Consider the following 20,962-nt stretch of genomic DNA (forward strand, 5'->3'; position numbering starts at 1 on the left):
TGACGATGTTGAAGTGGCTGAAAGCAATCATTTTCACTTTTTTTATTTTTAACTTATTTGCTTGCCAACCTGCACAATCCGCAACATCAACAATTGATGCAAATCATTTCGACTCATTTTGGATTTGGGGAAACATTCAATCTGCGCCTTACTTAAGTAAGGCAAAAGAACTGTATATTTTGCAAGGAGAAATTCGATATTCAAAACAAAAACACAGCTCTATATTGATCCCACAAGGTGTTTCTATCTTAAAATTACCACATCAGAAAATTTGGTTAGTTTTTCGAACACATCATCTGGTTTGGAACGAACAAAACTATCAAACTGTTTTCAAACGTTTAGAACATTGGAGGAATCAAGGGAATCAAGTTCAGGGAATTCAAATTGATTTCGACAGTCAAACCCATGATTTAAAAGAATATGCCCTTTTTCTAGAAAATTTCAGAAAAAGACTTCCTCCCTATTATCAACTTAGCATTACAGGATTACTTGACTGGACAAATTTTAAGGATCAGAAAACTTTAACTATTTTGAAAAATAATATCAGTGAACTGGTGATCCAAACCTATCAAGGTACAACCACCATTCCCAATTACCCACAATATTTAAAACGTATCTCTGCAATACAACTGCCTTACAAAATCGGTTTTGTACAAAATGGGTTACGTCAAAATAACTCAAACAATCTTAATGACCCTCATTTTAAAGGCTATGTCATCTTTTTACTTCGATCTAAAACATGAATTTACTTGCGATTTAAATGAAATGTGTCTAAAATCCCAGCTTCGCAATTTGCGACATAACTTTTTAGTTATGACTCCTTGCTTCTAACTTTTTAGTTAGGGGCTGCTTAAACCGTAAGGAGCTGACAATGCGTCACTACGAAATCGTACTACTGGTACACCCAGACCAAAGCGATCAAGTTGTAGGTATGGTTGAACGCTATATCTCTCAGATCAAAGAAGCTGAAGGTCAAATTCACCGTTTAGAAGATTGGGGCCGTCGCCAATTGGCTTACCCAATCAACAAGATTCACAAAGCACACTACATTCTTATGAATGTTGAATGTGGTCAAACGACTCTTGATGAATTAGAAGAATTGTTCCGTTATAACGATGCAATCATTCGTAACATCATTATCCGTCGTGAAAACGCAATTACTGAAGAATCTTTACTTGCTAAGAGTGCTGAAGAAAAACGTGCGCGTAAAGCTCAACGTGAAGAAGCACAACAAGCAATTCAAGAAGCTGAATAAGGAGAACCTCAATGGCACGTTTTTACCGTCGTCGCAAGTTCTGCCGCTTTACAGCTGAGAATGTTGCGTACATCGACTACAAAGATATCGACACTTTAAAACAGTACATCACTGAAAACGGCAAGATTGTTCCTAGCCGTATTACAGGTACTAAAGCTCGTTATCAACGTCAATTAGCGTTAGCTATTAAACAAGCTCGCTATTTGTCTTTGATTCCGTACACTGACAACCATAAGTAAGTGAGGTGAGCTGTGGACGTTATCTTATTACAACGCATTAAGAATCTTGGTAAATTAGGCGACAAAGTATCAGTTAAAGCTGGTTACGGTCGTAACTTCTTGATTCCTCAAGGTAAAGCAGTCGCTGCTACTGAAGCAAACACTTCTGCTTTTGAAGCACGTCGTGCTGAACTTGAAAGACAAGAAGCTGAAGTATTAGCTGCTGCGAATGCACGTGCTGAACAATTGAACGAAGTTAACATTGTAATCACTGCGAAAGCTGGTGACGAAGGTAAACTTTTCGGTTCTATCGGTACTCGTGACATCGCTGATGCTTTAACTAATGCTGGTCTTGTTGTTGACCGTGCAGAAGTTCGTTTACCAAACGGTGCGCTTCGTCACACTGGTGAATTCAACATCGCAATCCAATTGCACCATGATGTTGTTGCTGAAGTTCTCGTTACTATCGTATCTGAGTAATTTCTGCAAAGAAAAGAGCATGTTTTTACATGCTCTTTTTTTTATGTCTAAAATTTTATATTTTAGTACACTCTACTTTTCCACCAATTAAACAATTTTCTTCCAATTAAATTCTCCTGTCTGCATCCATTTGGATTAAGATAGTCAGTCGTTACAGTTTCATCTTTTTATTAGGTCTTGTTATGTCACAGGCGAATGCCAATTTTACGAAAAATTCTCCAAACACAGAGAGTAAAGTGAGTGACTCAGGTCAATTAAAAGAATTTCGTACACCACCGCACAATCTCGCAATTGAACAAGCTGTATTAGCGGCGTTAATGACAGTTGCCGAATCATTTGAACAAGTCAGCGATTTGCTTAAAGAAAATGATTTTTATGCGACACGTCATAAATATATTTATCGTGCCATCGAAAAACTAGCACAAGAAAACTCGCCTTATGATGCGGTATTGGTCAATGATTGGTTACTCAAACAGAACCTGCTTGATGCAATTGGCGGTGAAGAATATTTAATGCAATTGATGGCAGATTCACCTTCAAGCTTTTACAATCTTGAAATCTATGCCAATAAAATTAAAGAATTTTCAACACTACGTGCAATGATTAAAGTCAGTAGTGATATTTTGCAAAATGCTTATGACACCAAAGGTCGCCCTGTCAGTGAAATCCTAGATTTAGCGGAAACCAGTATTTTTTCTTTGGCCGAACAGCATAACAACAACAAGAAAGATTCAGGGCCAAAATCGATTAGCTCTGTCACTGCTGATGTGATTTCTAAACTCGATGAACTTTCCAAATTAGATGGCAATATTACAGGTTTAACCACAGGTTTCTTAGAGTTAGATAATAAAACCTCAGGTATGCAAGCTGGGGATTTGATTATTGTTGCAGCCCGTCCTTCGATGGGTAAAACTACCTTTGCCATGAACTTAGTTGAAAGTGTACTGCAATACAACCGCTTACCTGCTCTCGTATTCTCAATGGAGATGCCAGCAGATTCGATTGCTATGCGTTTGATCTCAGCAATGGGTAAAGTCCATCAGGGGCATCTACGTTCAGGTAATCTTGATGCAGACGAATGGACCAAAGTCACAGGCACTATTCTTCAATTACAAGAAATGCACCTCTATATCGATGATTCCTCTGCTCTGCCGCCAACCGAACTTCGTGCGCGTGCGCGACGTATTGCCAAAATGCATGATGGAAAAATCGGCTGTATCATGGTCGACTACTTACAGTTGATGAAAGTGCCGGGCATGGGCGATAACCGTGTGGGTGAGATTTCCGAAATTTCTCGAAGCTTAAAAGCATTGGCCAAAGAAATGCAATGCCCTGTCATTGCACTGTCTCAGTTGAACCGTAGTTTGGAGAACAGACCAAATAAACGGCCTGTAATGTCAGATTTACGTGAATCAGGCGCAATCGAGCAAGATGCCGACTTGATCATGTTTATCTATCGTGATGAAGTCTATAACAAAGAGTCTAAAGAAGCTGGTACAGCCGAAATTATTATCGGTAAACAACGTAATGGTCCAATTGGTTCAGTGCGTCTTGCCTTTGAAGGTCAATACACTCGCTTTAGTAACCTTTCACCTGAGTTCTATGCTCAATACGATGACGAGGAATAGTCCCTCAGTTATTGATCTGCCTTAAATACTTTCCATGTCGACCCAAAGGAGAAATCAGGGTGCGCCAAGCAACAGTTTATATTGATAGTGATGCACTACAATATAATTTAAATCGTGTTAAACAACTTGCTCCACATTCAAAAATTGTCAGTATGGTCAAAGCCAATGCCTATGGACATGGAGTTAAAGACTGTTTAGCCGCCTTGGATGCAACAGATGCCTTTGGTGTCGCCTGTTTAGAAGAAGCTTTAGAGATCAGGCAACTCGGATATACTCAGCCAATCACCTTGATTGAGGGTGTATTTTCAGAAGATGAAATGCAACAAGTAATTGAGCACAAACTCGAATGCCTGATTCATCAAAGTCAGCAAGTTGAATGGTTGATTCAGCATAAGCAAGCTTATAATGCTTTGGGCTTAAAAGTTTGGGTCAAGCTAAATAGCGGAATGAACCGTTTAGGCTTTAAAGTGACTGAAATTATCGATGTCATCCAACGTTTAAAATCGGAAGGCTTTAGCTGTGTCCTCACCATGCATTTTGCCAATGCAGATGCCGATCACCCTTTAAATGAACAACAAAAGCAGCAATTTCTCCATGTCAAAGAAGCATGCGCCCCTATCTTAGCATCATGCTGTAACTCTGCTGCGATCTATAAATATCCTGAATTGCATTTCGATTTCGTTCGCCCAGGTATCATGCTTTATGGCGCAAGTCCATTTGCTGACAAAAATATATATGAACTTGATTTAAAGCCTGTAATGACCTTTAGTGCAGAAATCATTGCGCTTAATCAAATTCAACAAGGTGAATTTGTAGGATATGGTTCTAGCTTTACGGCTTCATGCCCATCAAATATTGCCATTGTTTCCATTGGATATGGTGATGGTTACCCACGTGCTTATTTAAAACCAAATTTCGTTGCGATTGATCAACAACTTGTTCCTGTTATTGGTCGTGTCAGCATGGACATGATTGCGATTGACGTTACTCAGGTTAAAGCTGAATTAGGTGCTAAAGTAGAACTATGGGGCAAACATCGACTCGTCGATGATGTCGCTGCGGCAAATGGCACGATTGGTTACGAATTATTATGTCGGTTAAGTAATAGACCCATTCGAAAAGTGATTTAAAACAGATAAAAAATCCAAGCCTTTGCTTGGATTTTTCTTAGATGATTACAAACCATAATCAGTCGTAGGCTTTGGTAACTCTTGAAGTCCACGGCGCAAGGTATCAGACCACTGTTTACTAATTTGGGTAAAGTAAGGATCATCTTCTCGGATGCGTTTCCCTTCAGGAATTTTAAAACTATCTTTATGATAAACCAACGCGTCTAAAGGCAATCCAACAGAAACATTAGACCTTAATGTTGAATCAAAAGAGATCAAACTGCAACGTAACGCATCATCTAATGGCATCGTATAGTGCAGTGCACGATCTAAAATTGGCTTTCCATACTTACTTTCACCAATCTGGAAATATGGGGTATCGGTAGTCGCACAGATAAAATTACCTTGTGGATAGACATTATACAGTTGCATTTCCTCACCCTGTATCTGCCCACACACCAAAATACTACACGAGTAGTTCATCTGTTCCTGAGTATCGGTCGTAACATCCTCGAGTACCTTACGCAAAGTCTTTCCAATTAATTCAGCAACTTCAAACATGGTATTTGCGCTATATAAATTTGGCTCTTGATGTAATGCTAAAGCATTTTGTAAATGACCAATAACAGCTTGTGTTGTTGCTAAATTACCTGCTGTTTGCAATGCAATAAAACGCTCACCTTCAACACCAAAGGTATGTAATTTACGAAATACAGAAATATGATCGACCCCTGCATTAGTTCGAGTATCACTAATCAATACCAAACCTTGCTCTAATCTTAATGCACAACAATAGGTCATCTCTTCTTCTCTTACCTTCAACAAGCCAAAACTTGAACCGTAGATATCATACTTTCCATCCCACCTTGCTCACGGATACCTCGAATTGGTGCAACATCTAGATAATCACGACCAACTGCGACATAAATATGATTTTTTGGGGTAAATATCTGGTTACTTACATCGAAACAATACCACTCATTTTCTACAAAAACCTCAGCCCATGCATGACTGGCTAGGTGCGGTTGATTTGCATCATATATATAGCCAGACACATAACGAGCTGGTAAATGTAATCCACGGCACATTGCAATTAAAATATGTGCATGATCTTGACATACACCTTGTCTTGCATGAAATGCATCAATTGCAGCAGTCGTCACTGAGGTGGTCTCAGGCTGGTACTGAACTTGTTGTAAAATTTTCTCAGATAAAAGTATTAAATGCTTACGATCTTTTACTTTGACCACCGCCTGAGCAAAATCAAGCATACTTAGATCGCAACACGTCATCATGGTACGCTGCAAAAAAAGCATTGGAGAAACATCCGTTTCTACATAGCCGAGTTCTGTTGCATATAAATCAACGACACCTTGTGCCATAATGGTCAAGTAGCGATATTCATGCCTCTGAGTTGCAGTAATCCATAAATTATTAAATGCGTCTCTTTGACATGAATATTGTCCCGGCACACTAATATGCCAGTTTTCTATGCTTTGGTGCATAGAACTCTGTGGCATCATTTTAATCGATTGCACACTATTTCGAGCAACTTGCGTATAACGATAGTGCGTTTGATGATTCACCATGAGTTTCATGAGAATGCCTCAAATTGATTTTCTAACTTATAGGTAAAGGCATAAAACTGATTTAAATAAGGTTGCTCTTTTAGAATCTGCCAATTTGGCTGCAAGTCATCCCAACCTAGTTCAAATAACTGTTCAATAATCGGATCAATCGAAGCTATAACATCCTGAATATTATGTTGAAAACGGAAATGCGTATCAATTTTTTCAATACATTGTCCAACATGAAAGAATAAGAAAACATCGTTTTGTTCTGTTTTTAAAAGAGCACAACACTTCCCTACGACGGCTTGAATCTCTTCACCATCTGATACTGCATTTTTAATTATATGATTCAGCTCAGCATAGGTTTGAGCTGACAGTAAACCACGTAATTCTTGAATATTATCTCGAGCAATCTCAAGCTGGCTCAATAAAGAATAGGGTTGTTGATGATCTAGCATAAAATTATTCAGATTCTCAGCATCATCGATATGTAAACAAAGTGCTTGAGCAAAATCTGCTGCTTGTTCATCATCACAAAATGGCAAATGGCTAGCAACATGACCAATTCTAAATAAATAACGACCTAACCAATAAATATGATGAGCGCTTGAGCTAAGTAAAAGCATAAATTTCCTCCCTTATATATGATCAAAATCCCCAAAGTACGGCACTAGGCTATAGACTTTGGACTAAAACTCTTAAGGAAAGCGTTCAAGAATGCAATGTTTCTACAACCCATGTATCTTTGATACCACCGCCTTGAGAGGAATTAACCACTAAAGAACCCGCTTGCATTGCAACTCGAGTCAGACCTCCTGGCACAATCTCAGTACGATAAGGCGAACTCAAAACGAATGGACGTAAATCAATATGTCGCTCAGCAACCCCTTCAGACGTTAATGTTGGTGCTACAGAAAGTGCCAGAGTTGGTTGTGCAATATACAAATGTGGTGTTTCAATAATTTTTTGTCTAAATAGTTCAATTTGTTGTTGATCTGCTTGTGGTCCAATCAACATCCCGTATCCACCCGAACCTTGTGCCTCTTTCACAACCAATTTTTCTAAATTATTAAGTACATAATCCAAGTGTTCTTGATCACGACATTGATATGTCGGAACATTATTTAAAATTGCTGTTTCACCCAAATAAAATTGAATCATTTTATCAACATAAGGATAAATTGATTTATCGTCAGCAACACCTGTACCCGGTGCATTTGCAATCACAACATTTTTTTGCAAATAAGCCGACATCAGCCCTGCGACTCCTAATGTGCTATCAGGTCTAAAAGTCAACGGATCAAGGAAATCATCATCGACACGGCGATAAATCACATCAACTTGCTGACGACCACGGATTGTTTTAACAAACACTCGATCATTTTCAACAAATAAATCTCGACTCGTGACTAATGGCACATCCATTTCTCGTGCTAAAAATGAATGCTCATAATAAGCACTGTTAAAACGACCCGGTGTTAATACCACAATAAGTGGCTTATCCACATAAGCGTTCTCTTCTAAAATTGCTCTTAATAAAGTTGGATATTGTTCTATACCTTGCAAATTGTTACTGATACATAAGTCAGGCATTAGTTTTTGACTAATCTTACGACTCTCAATCATATAAGATACGCCAGACGGTGTTCTTAAGTTATCTTCAAGTACGAAGAAATCACCCTGACCATCACGAATAATATCAATACCGCTAATTTGTGAATAAACCTTCCCTTTAAGATGATGATTTAACATATGTGGCTGAAATGCTTCATGCGCAATCACTTGATCAGCAGGAATAAGCCCCTCTTTTAAAATATGTTGTCCATGATAAATATCATCTAAAAATGAATTGAGTGCTTTCACACGTTGTGCGCAACCTGATGAAATTTTTTCCCATTGTTTCTTTTCAATCACTCTTGGAATCAAATCATAAGGAATGGTTCGCTCAGCACCCTCTTGATCGCCGTAAACATTGAATGTGATTCCCTGATAAAGGAAATGTTGCTTCGCTTGACTACCAAGTGTTCGTAACTCATCGAGACTACGAATACTCAACCATTGTTCAATTTTTTTCGAAGCTTCCGCATTAAAACTTTTGTCATCAAGCATCTCATTAAAAAACTCAGATTTAAGCTGCTCAAACAAGTTTGTACTGACACTAAGTTGTGGGATAAATGTAGACGAATGGACTGATACCGCTGCCGTTTGCTCTTGAGTATAATAATCCGCACTGACATGTAGGCTGTGTTCTTGTTCTGACATAGAAACCTCGTCTCATCATTTATTTATATCTTAAATAAGCAATTTCAATGCCATTTAAATAAAGCGATTATTTTTTCATCAGACTTAAGATCATTCAATAAATCGACAGTTGTTTCAGTCGTAAATACGTAATCTCAAGATCATGGGCTTGCTAAATAGTGCTAGTTTTTTTATTGTGTCTGCTTTAGACCATTAAATTACGTATTACGCTTATGTCATCCGTACAAGAAAAAGAAACTTCCAATAGCCTTTATCGCCAATGGCAGATATTGTCTCGTCTTTCTACAGGGAAATGGATGGGGACACGTGAATTACAAGAAACATTACAACGTGAAGGAATCGAAATTAGTCTGCGAACCATTCAGCGGGATTTAAATCAGATTGCTCAACGCTTTCCCATTGAAAGCAATAAGACTGTACCGCAAGGTTGGCGTTGGCGTTCAGATGCACCAATCCAAAGCTTGCCACATATGACCAGCTCTCAAGCTGTAACTTTTATGATGGTAGAAGAGCATTTAAGACACTTACTTCCGCCAAGTTTACTTGAGGAAATGACACCTTGGTTTGATCTGGCAAAACGTAGTTTGTCTACACAAAACAATGTCAGACAATGGATCAATCGCGTTCGTATTGTTCCTGCTTCGCAACCATTAATCCCTCCGATGGTTGATAAACAAGCTCAACAAGCAATTTATGAAGGCTTGCTACAAGATAAACAAATTGAATGTGTATATAAAGCACGAACCAATTCAGGCGAAGATAAGTCCTATATTTTAAATCCTTTAGCTTTGGTTCAAAAAGGTGCAGTAATTTATTTAATCTGTACCAGAAATGATAAAACTGAAGTACAAACTTTTGCCTTGCACCGCTTTAAAGCAGCAACTGTACTTGATAGCCGTGCTTTACATCCCGTAAATTTTGATATTGATAACTATATTGAATCTGGTGCGCTTGGTTTCCGTGTAGATTACAACAAACCAACTGAACAGATTCAACTCAAATTGACGATGACAGAAAATACAGCAAAAAGTTTTTATGAAAGTCAGTTAAGTAAAGACCAAAAGATTACGCCGTTAGAAGAAAATATTGTTGAGGTTAGTGCAACAGTTCCTTTTACTTCTCAACTGGTTTGGTGGCTCAGAAGCTTTGGCAAAAAACTACTAAATATTGAACCTACTGCTGCTTATAATGCAGTGAAAGAGGTTGAGGAAAATACTGAATAAAAAAGAGAACCTTTCAGTTCTCTTAAATCTTTTATCAGTCTTATGTTTAAGCTTAAGGTTTGTTCTTATTATATTAAACATGTTCAAACCAATTTCGCTCCCCGCCCGATCAAAATTGGTTTGTACCTCATTCATCACCTTGGATTGAATTAACATTGGCATGCTAATTCATATCCATTGTAACGGATTCTCTTTTTCGTCATCATTAAAGCCCTCTTTGTTTGAATGTATCGTTAATATAACGAGGATTTTTTAAGCTGTGAAATAATAAAGATTGAAATCAAAAGCTGATTTTTTGCTAGGCCGTTTGAATAACTAAATCTATAAAATAAAAAAGCTCCCATACGGGAGCTTTTCAATCCTCACATCAGCTTATGCTGAAAATGGATGACGTAACACGATTGTTTCTGCACGGTCTGGACCTGTTGAAACGATGTCAATTGGGCATTCAATTAACTGCTCAAGACGTTTCACATAAGCCAATGCATTTGCAGGAAGTTGATCAATTTGAGTCAAACCAACAGTTGATTCACTCCAACCTGGCATTGTTTCATAGATTGGTTTTAAGCTTTCAAATGAAATTGCATCAGAAGAACCTGCACAGCCTGAATCAACATCTTCATAACCTACACAGATTTTGATTTCTTCTAAACCATCTAATACATCAAGTTTAGTCAAGCAAATACCAGATAATGAGTTTACTTCAACTGAACGACGTAGAATTTCAGCATCGAACCAGCCACAACGACGTTGACGACCAGTAGATGCACCAAATTCGTGACCTACAGTACCTAAATGACGACCAATCGCATCACCCGTATCTGTAGCAGCATCGTAGTGCAACTCGGTTGGGAATGGACCTGCACCTACGCGCGTTGTATATGCTTTAGTAATACCTAATACATAATCTAAATGTAATGGCCCCATACCAGAACCAGAACTTACGCCACCTGCGGTTGTATTAGAACTTGTTACAAACGGGTAAGTACCATGATCGATGTCAAGTAACGAACCTTGAGCACCTTCAAACATAATTGACTTACCTTCTTTGCGGTAATCATGTAACACTTTGGTCACGTCAATCACTAATGGTGCAAGCACTTCACGCCATTGATTACAAAGCTCGAGTACATCTTCAAATTTAACTTCATCAACGCCATAGAATTGAGAAAGTTGGAAGTTATGAAGCTCTAGCATTTCCTTAAGTTTTTCTTCAAGTAATGCGCCACCACGAATTAAATCAGCTACACGTACAGCACGACGTGCAACTTTATCTTCATAAGCTGGACCAATGCCACGACCTGTTGTACCAATTTTGGCATTACCACGTTTTTTCTCACGTGCTTGGTCTAGTGCAATATGGTTTGGCAAAATTAAAGGACAGTTTGGTGAAATACGTAAACGCTCTTTAACAGGTACGCCTTCCGCTTCCAGAATTGCCATTTCTTTGATTAATGCTTCAGGAGAAAGAACAACACCATTCCCGATTAAGCACAATACGTTTTCACGTAAAATACCTGATGGAATGAGGTGTAATACAGTCTTCTTACCACCGACGACAAGTGTGTGACCTGCATTGTGTCCACCTTGATAGCGTACGACCGCAGCCGCCTGATCTGTGAGCAGGTCGACGATCTTACCTTTACCCTCGTCGCCCCATTGGGTACCCAGTACCACAACATTTTTGCCCATAATAGCCTCATTACATCATGCTGTTAAAATTGGAAGCTAAGCTTTTTAAACTTAGCAATTAAATTTTTTCAATTACCCATTGCCCATTTTGCAACACCATTTGATGCGTCGCATAAGGTACAGAGCTTAAATCATCATTACCTAACAATTGCACTACACTTAAACCTTGAGTACGTGCATCAGCAATTGCATTCCATAGATCTTGTTGATTGCCTTTAGGAGCGACAACTGTTTCAATTTCAGCAAATTGTGTAGCGCCTAAAGCATATAAATCACAACTAAAACCTGTTGCTGGACGAGCACGACCAAAGTGCTCACCAATACCATCATAACGCCCACCCTGAGCAAGTGGCGCAGCGCGATTAGGCGCATAAATGGCATACATCAAACCCGTATGATAGTGGTAACTACGCAGTTCAATGACATCTATACCAATATCAAGACTAGACCAGCGAGATCTTATTTCTGCAAAAGTTGTTCTCAATGCATCAAACGCATTTTTAAAATCAACATCATTTAAAACATCTGGACTTAAATGTGCTTGCAAAGCTTCTAGATCGCTCGCATAACGACCTAGAGCATAAAAATCAGTACCCATTGGCAAGTCTTGAGTAAATTCTTCTAATTCTGGTAAAGCCTTACGCTGATATAAATCAGACAGCTGATTTTCAGTATTTTTATTTAAACCAGCACGCTTAACCAGACTACGGAATAAACCAACATGACCTAAGTCTAGGTGAACACCTTGTAAACTATCTGTTTTTTCCAACAAACCAAGCATAACATCAATCATTTCGACATCAGCTTCGATGCTGTCATGACCATATAGCTCCGCACCCAACTGGAGTGGAGCGCGTGTTGCATTAAAGTTTTGCGGTTTTGTATGAAGGACTGTACCTGCATAGCAATAACGAGCTACACCTTCAATTGGTCGAACATGCGCATCAATACGTGCAACTTGCGGTGTCATATCCGCTCGGACACCAAGCAAACGACCTGAAAGTTGATCAATAACTTTAAATGTAACCAAATCTAAGTCTTGATTTGATTCTGAAAGTGAAGATAACGATTCGATGTATTCAATAAATGGTGTATATACCAATTGATAACCGCGAACTGCAAGAAAATCTAATGCTTGTCTACGCAAAGCTTCAACAACTTGCGCTTGTTCGGGCAATACATCTGCTACCCCATCAGGGAGCAACCATGTCTCTGAAATGGTCATGTTCAAACCTAAAATCTGTTCAATGTGGAGGCATCCACACAAAAAGCAACCACATAAAAAAATCGGGTGAATGCCCGATTCAGCGTAGTGTAGCACGAAGATTTATATGATGCACCTGAGAATTTTAGGAAATTGAGTCTTTTAAACATAGGTATCTAGTGTGGATACCTATGAAAATACCAAAGATTTTAGAGTTAGTTACGCTGCACTGTATTCATATTTAACATCGTAAGTAACGCTATATCCATTCGCATTTACTGTCGCATTGATATTTCCTACAGATCCATTAAAACTACAACTATTAATCTTGAATTGACCTTGTGGTAATTGCGCAGTTACATCATTAGAACCACAGAATTCAGATTGATTAGTAGGTTTTGGTACATTATTTATCGTTACAGATGCACCTTGCCCCATTACTGAAGTTGTCACTTTTAAATTATAATTTCCTGAAGGGATACTTGGATTATTACTTAGATCAACAACAATATTTAAACCAGTCGTATTGACACTATAGTTCCATTCAAACGGTTGACCATTGACGACATATTGCACATTACAATTATATGTACTACCAATACCGGTACAGACACTATTTAAACCATTGATTTTAACTTGATCTAAAACTTTATCTAAGCCTGTTGAATTTGCAGTAAATGCTGTTTTAAAAATATTCGGATAACCCGTTGTTGCACTAAAGCCATTTGCTTCAAACACTGTTTTTAAATTCGCAACAACTTCTTTAGCCGATTGTTCAATCGCAGTATTGATTTCTTCTATTGTACTATCTTTAGCTAATGTCGCCCAATGGTTATAAATATCTGCTAATGAATTATAATCGCGATTTTCAGGTTTTTGATTAATTGCTAAAATCGCTTGACTCGTCAATTGCGTGACATTGACATTACCAGCCCCACCCGCATAAGAATATAAAGTCACATCACCCTTTGTTGCTTTTAATAGATATGGTGCACCTTTTTCAACATCAATACTAAACTTGCCATCCATCCCCACAACAACGGATTTTTTTACACCATTTTTATTAACAACTTCCAAATTAGCGCCAGCCAAAGCTGCCCCTGTTGCAACAGTCCCTGTCAATTTTTCAGTCGTTGTTTGCTGTTGCCCACCATTATTGTTATTTGAACTATTATCATCATTACAACCTGTGACCATTACAATCGCACTAAATAAAGCTGAGCAGATTGCTGTACGTTTTAAAACTATTTTTTTCATTATTAATTATCCTTATGTGTTTAGTGGTCAATGCTTTGTGAAGCACGATTTATAATAAGCAACAGCCAAAACACACTTCAAGTTAGTTTTCAGTCAAAATAATAATTAAAAAATATTTAACCATCTAACAAAAATTAATCATTGTTTTGCATAAGTTTTACAATTCTATATAGAGTCTTTTCTAGTTTTAAATTTGTATCAAAATATTTTTAAAAACAAATATTTAATTAAAAAAATTATCAATTCCCCATTTGAGGAATACCCATTTATGACACATTCTCCCCACCTTTAACCATAATTTCCAAAACATTCACCAACTCAGCATTTTGTTTCTCCAATGCTGCGATATTTGCCACAGTTCTATCTAAAACTTCTTGTTGTACATGCATCTTCTTTGCTAAATCTTGCATAATTTCCAAACTCTTTTTTAGATGCAACTCTAGATGTACAACTTTTCCCTCAAGTTGTAAAACGTGTGTATCTTGGTTTGGTACTATTGTTGATGTCTTAAACTGAAACCAAAATAAAAAAGCAACAGCCACCAATAAAACAATCAGGAAGCCCCAAATCAACATCAATGTCATAATTTTATCCTCAAATTTTATTTCTAATATATGATCTATTTAACGACAAAAAGATTCACACAAATCAAGTAAACGATTCGCATATCCCCATTCATTATCATACCACGCAAACACTTTGGCTTGATGACCCACCACCATGGTTTGAGTTAAATCGACGATTAAAGAATAGGGCGAATGATTAAAATCACTTGAAACCAAATCTTCATCTGTCACTTGCATAATCTGCGCATAATCAAGTTGTGCCGCTTTGCTCAATACTTGATTAATTTTATGCACTGTAATGGCTGAATGCGAGACAAAACTCAAATCAATTGCTGCGACATTAATGGTTGGAACACGAATAGAATAACCATCAATTCGGCCTTCCATTTTTGGCATCACTTGTTTTAATGCCCCTAATGCACTCGAAGTTGTTGGAATAATATTTTGTCCTGAAGCACGGGCACGACGTAAATCTCGGTGTGCGTGATCTAATACCGATTGATCTGCTGTAACCGCATGGATTTCTGTCATTAATGCCGTATCAATACCAAAAGCATCATCAATAATTTTAACTAATGGTACTAATGCCTGTGTGGTACATGAAACACTGGAAATAATTTGATCAGTTGCTTTCACATCATTGTGATTGACACCATAGACAATTGCAGCATCGACCGAATCAAAAGGCGCAGCACCAATAATGACCCGCTTTGCCCCTGCTTCGACATGGCGAGTTGCATCAGCACGTGAACGGAATAGACCTGTACATTCCAATACCACATCTATTTTTAAATCTGCCCAAGAGAGCAATTCAGGTTGTGCTTGCTTAAAGACTTGTAATTTTAACTGTCGTTGATTGGACTGAATATTTAAAAATATCTGCTCATTTTCAATCTGAATTTCAACTTGACCTGCAAAACGTCCATGCGTGGTGTCATACTTAAACAAGTGCACCAAGGTCTGCACATCGGCAATGTCGTTGATGGCAACGATATCAAATTGAAATTTTTTTGGACTCTCAAACCACGCACGTAATACATTTCGACCAATTCGACCAAATCCATTAATAGCGATACGTTGCATGCAGAGCCCTTATTCATCAAAACATCATCTTTTCTATGCTATATGGTAAAACATGAACAGCGCTATTGAATATAGATTTTTAGCTTAAACACAGTTTTATATGATATTGCTTGTAAAATCGTTGGTTGGACTGGTATTTTCCGTTATAATTTAGCACTTTTTAAAATTATGGACGCTTGGTTGTGAGTACTCGTTTTATGACATCCGCTGAAATCCGTGAAGCATTTTTGCGTTACTTCGAATCGCAAGGGCATACACGTGTTGCTTCGAGTTCTCTCGTTCCTGCCAACGACCCAACTTTGCTATTTACCAATGCTGGTATGAACCAGTTTAAAGACTGTTTCTTAGGTTTAGAAAAGCGCGACTATGTTCGTGCTGTTTCATCACAAAAATGTGTGCGTGCAGGCGGTAAACACAATGACCTCGACAACGTAGGTTATACCGCACGTCATCATACTTTCTTTGAAATGTTAGGTAACTTCTCTTTCGGTGATTATTTCAAACAAAATGCACTGAAATTTGCTTGGGAATTTTTGACCAGCGAACAATGGTTAGGTTTACCGAAAGATCGTTTATATGTCACGGTTTATCACACTGATGATGAAGCATTTGATATTTGGAACAAAGAAATCGGTATTGATGCTGAGCGTATTATCCGTATTGGTGACAATAAAGGCGGTTTATACGCTTCTGATAACTTCTGGGCAATGGGTGATACAGGTCCATGTGGTCCATGTTCAGAAATCTTCTATGATCATGGCGATCATATCTGGGGTGGCTTACCTGGCTCACCTGAGGAAGATGGCGACCGTTTCATCGAAATTTGGAACAATGTATTCATGCAGTTCAACCGTACTGCGGATGGTGTAATGCACCCTCTTCCAGCACCTTCTGTAGATACAGGTATGGGCTTGGAGCGTATTTCTGCGGTTCTGCAACATGTCAATTCAAACTACGAAATTGACCTGTTCCAGCACTTATTAAAAGCAGCAGCTGAAATCATTGGTTTAGATACCACTGCAATTGAAGCTGAAGCGAAAGCTCAAAATAAACCAGTTGAATATCCAGCATCATTAAAAGTCATTGCAGATCATGCACGTTCATGCTCATTCTTGATTGCTGACGGTGTTAATCCTTCAAATGAAGGTCGTGGTTATGTGTTGCGTCGTATCATTCGCCGTGCAGTGCGTCATGGTAATAAGTTAGGTGCAACAGGTTCTTTCTTCTACAAGATGTTGCAACCTTTAATTGAAGTGATGGGTGAAGCTTACCCTGAGCTTGCTGCACAACAAGCACGCATCGAAGCACAATTGCTTAAAGAAGAAGAGCAATTTGCTAAAACACTTGAGCAAGGCTTGAAGTTGTTAGAAGGTGAATTGGCTCAACTGAAAGGCAATGTGATTGCAGGCGAAACTGTATTCAAACTTTATGATACTTACGGTTTCCCGACTGACTTAACTGCCGATATCGCACGTGAGCGTGATCTGACAATTGATGAAGCTGGTTTTGAAGTTGAAATGGCTGCACAACGCCAACGTGCGCGTGATGCAGGTAAATTCGCAGTTGACTATAACAGCATTGTTAAAGTTGAAGGCGAAACTCAATTTGATGGTTATGATGCAACTCAAGGTCAAGGTCAAATTGTTGCGATCTATAAAGATGGCGTTCAAGTTGATGAGATCAATGAAGGTGATGAAGCCCTTATCGTTTTGAACCAAACTCCTTTCTATGCTGAAAGCGGTGGTCAAATTGGTGACACAGGTATCTTCAAAAATGATACAGGTATTTTCGAAGTTCAAGATACCAAAAAATCTGGTGGTGCTTTTGTACACCAAGGTCTCGTGACCATGGGTAGCCTCAAAGCAACTCAAAACGTTGAAGCAACCGTTAAAGCGGATATTCGTGCAGCAACTGCGCGTAATCACTCTGCCACTCACCTTCTCCATGCAGCTTTACGTCAGATTCTTGGTGAGCATGTACAACAAAAAGGTTCTTTGGTTGCAAGCGATATTTTACGTTTTGACTTTGCCAACGACCAACCTGTTTCTTTCGAACAATTGCAACAGATTGAACGTTTAGTCAATGCCGAAGTGATTGCCAACACTCCTGTAACAACTGAACTGCTCGATATTGAATCAGCTAAAACGAAAGGCGCGATGATGCTGTTCGGTGAAAAGTATGGTGAAGAAGTTCGCGTACTGTCTATGGGTTCTATGATTGAAGAGCAAAACTTCTCAATCGAACTGTGTGGTGGGATTCACGTTAAACGTACGGGTGATATTGGTTTATTCAAAATCACTTCTGAAGGTGGTGTCGCTGCGGGCGTTCGCCGTATTGAAGCCGTGACGGGTACGAAAGCACTTGAAACAGTTCAAAAAGCAGAAACAGATATCCAAATCATTAACGGTTTATTGAAAGCGCAAAAAGACCAAACTGTAGAAAAAGTTGAAGCGATTGTTGAAACAGCATCAAGTCTACAAAAGCAAATTGAACAATTAAATCAAAAATTAGCTAGCTTCCAAGCAGCTGATTTATTAGATCAAGTGAAAGAAATTGCTGGTCGTCAAACGCTTATCACATCAGTAAAAGGTTTAGATGCCAAATCATTACGCAATCTACATGACAGCGTAAAATCAAAATTGGAAGATGCAGTCATTATTTTAGCTGGTGTTGAAGGTGATAAAGTGAGTTTAATCGCATCCGTCGCTAAACAATACGCTGCAACTCTAAAAGCAGGTGACATCATCAAACATTTAGCTCAAGAGCTTGGTGGCAAAGGTGGTGGTAAACCTGACTTAGCACAAGGTGGCGCGCCACTTAACGAGAAGTTTGATCAAGTGATTGCAGCATTGCCTGCTTGGCTTGAGCAATAATAACAACTTCACTTTTGTGTAACTGACCCTGATGCCTCTCAGGGTCATGGCTTATATGGAACAACTATGGCATTAATCGTTCAAAAATATGGCGGTACCTCTATGGGTACTCCTGAGCGCATTTTAAATGTTGCTCATCGTGTCAAGCGTTGGCATGATCATGGTCACAAAGTGGTCGTGGTTGTATCGGCAATGAGTGGTGAAACCAACCGCTTACTTGCGCTTGCTAAAGCCATTACTAGCACCCCTAACCCACGTGAACTTGATCAAATGGTGTCTACGGGTGAACAAGTAACGATTTCCATGTTAGCTATGGCACTGAATTCAATTGGTGTAGAAGCTAAATCATACACTGGACGTCAAGTTGGGATTAAAACTGACAGCGCGTTTACCAAAGCACGTATCGAATCAATTGATACTGATGTAATGACCAATGATTTAGATGCAGGTCGTGTCATTGTTGTCGCTGGTTTCCAAGGCTTTGATGCTGAAGGAAATATTACAACATTAGGTCGTGGCGGTTCAGATACCTCTGGTGTAGCACTTGCAGCCGCTTTAAAAGCAGATGAATGCCAAATTTATACAGATGTGGATGGTGTTTATACCACTGATCCTCGTGTAGCACCTAAAGCGAAAAAAGTTGACCGTATCTCTTTTGAAGAAATGCTTGAAATGGCATCTTTAGGTTCAAAAGTTTTACAAATTCGTTCGGTTGAATTCGCAGGCAAATATCAGGTTCCATTACGTGTATTATCAAGCTTTGATAATGACAATGACGGCGCATTTGATGAAGATTTCAAACAAAACGTAGGCACACTAATCACGACTGAGGCAGAAGACGACATGGAACAACCAATTATTGCAGGCATTGCATTTAACCGTGACGAAGCAAAATTAACGATTTTGGGTGTTCCAGATGAACCGGGCATTGCCTCTAAAATCTTATCACCGATTAGTGATGCCAACATTGAAGTGGATATGATTATCCAAAATGTTGAAGAAGATGGTACTACTGATTTTACCTTTACTGTAAATCGCAATGATCTTGCTAAAGCTAAAGCAATCTTAGACCAAACAGCAAGCAGCATTGAAGGCTGTGAAGTTGTCACTCGCGATGACATCGTAAAAGTGTCTATTGTTGGTGTAGGTATGCGCTCACATGCTGGTGTAGCAAGCAAAATGTTTACAGCTCTTGCAGATGAAAGCATTAATATTCTCATGATTTCTACTTCAGAAATTAAGATTTCTGTCATCATTGAAGAAAACTACCTAGAGCTTGCTGTACGTTGCCTACATACCGCTTTTGGTTTAGACCGTGAACATGGCGAAAGCAGCGCACGTGCTTAATTCATAGCACAATAAGCATATTTACTTTCAAGTAAATAGTAAAAAATACAGAGCCACTATAGTTTTTATTACAGTGGCTCTGTTATATTAAGTTGTGAGGTTTTTCAGAAGAACTTGGCAGAACTTACGAAAAAAAGCTGTTTTTTACATATTTCTGTTAGAATTTTCTGTATATTAAGGCTGTGCTTTCAAACAATGAATTCCCTGTCGCAAGTTTAAGCGTTTAGCAAGGAGATAAACATGCTGATTCTGACCCGTCGTGTCGGAGAAACATTAATGATTGGGGATCAAGTCAGTGTTACTGTGCTTGGCGTAAAAGGTAATCAGGTGCGTATTGGTGTAAATGCTCCAAAAGAAGTTTCCGTGCATCGTGAGGAAATTTACCAACGTATCCAACATGAACGTGCTATGCATGAGCATTTACAACATCTTGATCAAGATTATCAACTTTCTTTTGAAGAAGATAATAACGATTTCACTCGAAATAATAACTTCAATCGTTAATGTACAGAATTCTTCTCTAACAATTAAAGCGACTAATCTTTAGTCGCTTTAATTGTTTATGGAGACTCAATTATATATTTATAAACCCAGCGCTTTTTTTACTGGCGCATAACTACGACGATGTTGATCAATCACGCCATACGCTGCAATTGCTTCAAAATGTGCTTTAGTTGGATAGCCTTTATGTTTTGCAAAACCATAATTAGGGTATTGCTGATCTAGTTCATGCATTTGACGGTCACGTGTTACTTTAGCCAAGATACTTGCTGCACTAATCTCAGCATGGCTTGCATCCCCACCAACAATCGCTTCACACGATATTTCAATTCCTTTCGGAATTTGGTTGCCATCAACAATCACTTTTTCAGGCTGAATGTTTAAAGCATCTACAGCACGACGCATGGCTAAAAAAGTTGCCTGTAAAATATTAATTTCGTCAATTTCTGCGTGAGAAGCTTCTGCAATTGACCAAGCTAAGGCTTTCTCTTGAATTTCTAAGAAAAGTTTTTCACGTTTCTTTTCAGTTAATTTTTTAGAATCATTTAAACCCTCAATCGGATTATTGGGATCTAAAATTACCGCAGCAGCAACAACTGAACCTACCAAAGGCCCACGCCCTGCTTCATCTACACCAGCAACAAACATGATATTACTCACAAAGATCAGCTGCTTCAGAGCAACTAATTATAA

General features: G+C 38.6%; 20 protein-coding genes. 10 read left to right on the plus strand and 10 right to left on the minus strand.

The features are described 5' to 3' along the window. Window positions 1-5 precede the first annotated feature (5 nt). From O1449_RS09625 to alr, 6 genes are all read left to right on the plus strand, one after another. Complete coding sequence (locus tag O1449_RS09625) at window positions 6-743, plus strand: DUF3142 domain-containing protein (protein ID WP_269238182.1); 738 nt, start codon at window positions 6-8, stop codon at window positions 741-743. Between the two features lie 128 nt (window positions 744-871). Beyond that, window positions 872-1,255 carry a 30S ribosomal protein S6 gene (gene rpsF / locus O1449_RS09630; RefSeq protein ID WP_167248327.1) on the plus strand — a complete coding sequence of 128 codons (384 nt, stop codon included), beginning with the start codon at window positions 872-874 and terminating at the stop codon, window positions 1,253-1,255. An 11-nt stretch (window positions 1,256-1,266) separates the two neighbouring features. Further along, entirely contained in the window at window positions 1,267-1,494 is a 228-nt protein-coding gene (gene rpsR, locus O1449_RS09635) for a 30S ribosomal protein S18 (protein WP_000090661.1), read from the plus strand. Between the two features lie 12 nt (window positions 1,495-1,506). Then, on the plus strand, window positions 1,507-1,953 hold the full coding sequence (gene rplI, locus O1449_RS09640) for a 50S ribosomal protein L9 (protein WP_004661365.1): 447 nt from the start codon (window positions 1,507-1,509) through the stop codon (window positions 1,951-1,953). Between the two features lie 182 nt (window positions 1,954-2,135). Continuing rightward, on the plus strand, window positions 2,136-3,581 hold the full coding sequence (gene dnaB, locus O1449_RS09645; RefSeq protein ID WP_004661364.1) for a replicative DNA helicase: 1,446 nt from the start codon (window positions 2,136-2,138) through the stop codon (window positions 3,579-3,581). A gap of 59 nt (window positions 3,582-3,640) precedes the next feature. Beyond that, a complete protein-coding gene (gene alr, locus O1449_RS09650) occupies window positions 3,641-4,711 on the plus strand; it encodes an alanine racemase (protein WP_269238183.1) in 1,071 nt (356 codons plus the stop codon). Between the two features lie 45 nt (window positions 4,712-4,756). Here the strand turns inward: alr and O1449_RS09655 are convergent, their stop codons facing one another. The 4 genes from O1449_RS09655 to O1449_RS09670 all read right to left on the minus strand — a co-directional run bounded on the left by O1449_RS09655 (window position 4,757) and on the right by O1449_RS09670 (window position 8,523). Further along, window positions 4,757-5,491, minus strand: a complete 735-nt coding sequence (locus O1449_RS09655; RefSeq protein ID WP_087536096.1) for a proteasome-type protease — start codon at window positions 5,489-5,491, stop codon at window positions 4,757-4,759. Between the two features lie 17 nt (window positions 5,492-5,508). Next, window positions 5,509-6,288, minus strand: a complete 780-nt coding sequence (locus O1449_RS09660; RefSeq protein WP_087536095.1) for a transglutaminase family protein — start codon at window positions 6,286-6,288, stop codon at window positions 5,509-5,511. Beyond that, on the minus strand, window positions 6,285-6,887 hold the full coding sequence (locus O1449_RS09665; protein ID WP_269238184.1) for an alpha-E domain-containing protein: 603 nt from the start codon (window positions 6,885-6,887) through the stop codon (window positions 6,285-6,287). Before O1449_RS09665 ends, O1449_RS09660 begins: the two co-directional genes overlap by 4 nt. Before the next feature lie 85 nt (window positions 6,888-6,972). Beyond that, on the minus strand, window positions 6,973-8,523 hold the full coding sequence (locus tag O1449_RS09670) for a circularly permuted type 2 ATP-grasp protein (protein WP_269238185.1): 1,551 nt from the start codon (window positions 8,521-8,523) through the stop codon (window positions 6,973-6,975). Window positions 8,524-8,735: 212 nt separating this feature from the next. Here O1449_RS09670 and O1449_RS09675 point away from each other — a divergent pair, with 212 nt between their 5' ends. Then, window positions 8,736-9,746: a helix-turn-helix transcriptional regulator gene (locus O1449_RS09675; protein ID WP_269230027.1), complete on the plus strand. Its 1,011-nt coding sequence runs from the start codon at window positions 8,736-8,738 to the stop codon at window positions 9,744-9,746. Window positions 9,747-10,118: 372 nt separating this feature from the next. Here the strand turns inward: O1449_RS09675 and O1449_RS09680 are convergent, their stop codons facing one another. The 5 genes from O1449_RS09680 to O1449_RS09700 form a co-directional block, all read right to left on the minus strand. Further along, window positions 10,119-11,438: an adenylosuccinate synthase gene (locus O1449_RS09680; protein ID WP_004661353.1), complete on the minus strand. Its 1,320-nt coding sequence runs from the start codon at window positions 11,436-11,438 to the stop codon at window positions 10,119-10,121. 58 nt (window positions 11,439-11,496) lie between these two features. Then, a complete protein-coding gene (locus tag O1449_RS09685) occupies window positions 11,497-12,663 on the minus strand; it encodes an ATP phosphoribosyltransferase regulatory subunit (RefSeq protein WP_269238186.1) in 1,167 nt (388 codons plus the stop codon). A gap of 198 nt (window positions 12,664-12,861) precedes the next feature. Beyond that, window positions 12,862-13,899, minus strand: coding sequence for a carboxypeptidase regulatory-like domain-containing protein (locus tag O1449_RS09690; RefSeq protein WP_269238187.1), 1,038 nt, complete (start codon window positions 13,897-13,899; stop codon window positions 12,862-12,864). Between the two features lie 266 nt (window positions 13,900-14,165). Then, the gene (locus tag O1449_RS09695; RefSeq protein WP_269238188.1) at window positions 14,166-14,483 is read right to left on the minus strand and encodes a hypothetical protein; all 318 of its coding nucleotides are present in this window, start codon (window positions 14,481-14,483) and stop codon (window positions 14,166-14,168) included. 39 nt (window positions 14,484-14,522) lie between these two features. Then, window positions 14,523-15,548: a type I glyceraldehyde-3-phosphate dehydrogenase gene (locus tag O1449_RS09700; RefSeq protein ID WP_269238189.1), complete on the minus strand. Its 1,026-nt coding sequence runs from the start codon at window positions 15,546-15,548 to the stop codon at window positions 14,523-14,525. 182 nt (window positions 15,549-15,730) lie between these two features. On the opposite strand from O1449_RS09700, the gene alaS reads away from it, so the two are divergent. From alaS to csrA, 3 genes are all read left to right on the plus strand, one after another. Then, the gene (gene alaS, locus O1449_RS09705) at window positions 15,731-18,421 is read left to right on the plus strand and encodes an alanine--tRNA ligase (protein ID WP_269238190.1); all 2,691 of its coding nucleotides are present in this window, start codon (window positions 15,731-15,733) and stop codon (window positions 18,419-18,421) included. A gap of 66 nt (window positions 18,422-18,487) precedes the next feature. Further along, the gene (locus tag O1449_RS09710) at window positions 18,488-19,768 is read left to right on the plus strand and encodes an aspartate kinase (RefSeq protein ID WP_269230022.1); all 1,281 of its coding nucleotides are present in this window, start codon (window positions 18,488-18,490) and stop codon (window positions 19,766-19,768) included. A gap of 240 nt (window positions 19,769-20,008) precedes the next feature. Continuing rightward, the gene (gene csrA / locus O1449_RS09715; protein WP_269238191.1) at window positions 20,009-20,272 is read left to right on the plus strand and encodes a carbon storage regulator CsrA; all 264 of its coding nucleotides are present in this window, start codon (window positions 20,009-20,011) and stop codon (window positions 20,270-20,272) included. A gap of 78 nt (window positions 20,273-20,350) precedes the next feature. Here the strand turns inward: csrA and rnhB are convergent, their stop codons facing one another. Next, on the minus strand, window positions 20,351-20,917 hold the full coding sequence (gene rnhB, locus O1449_RS09720) for a ribonuclease HII (protein ID WP_269239693.1): 567 nt from the start codon (window positions 20,915-20,917) through the stop codon (window positions 20,351-20,353). Window positions 20,918-20,962: the final 45 nt, after the last annotated feature.

It is taken from the genome of Acinetobacter sp. TR3, assembly GCF_027105055.1.
Classification (GTDB): Bacteria; Pseudomonadota; Gammaproteobacteria; order Pseudomonadales; family Moraxellaceae; genus Acinetobacter.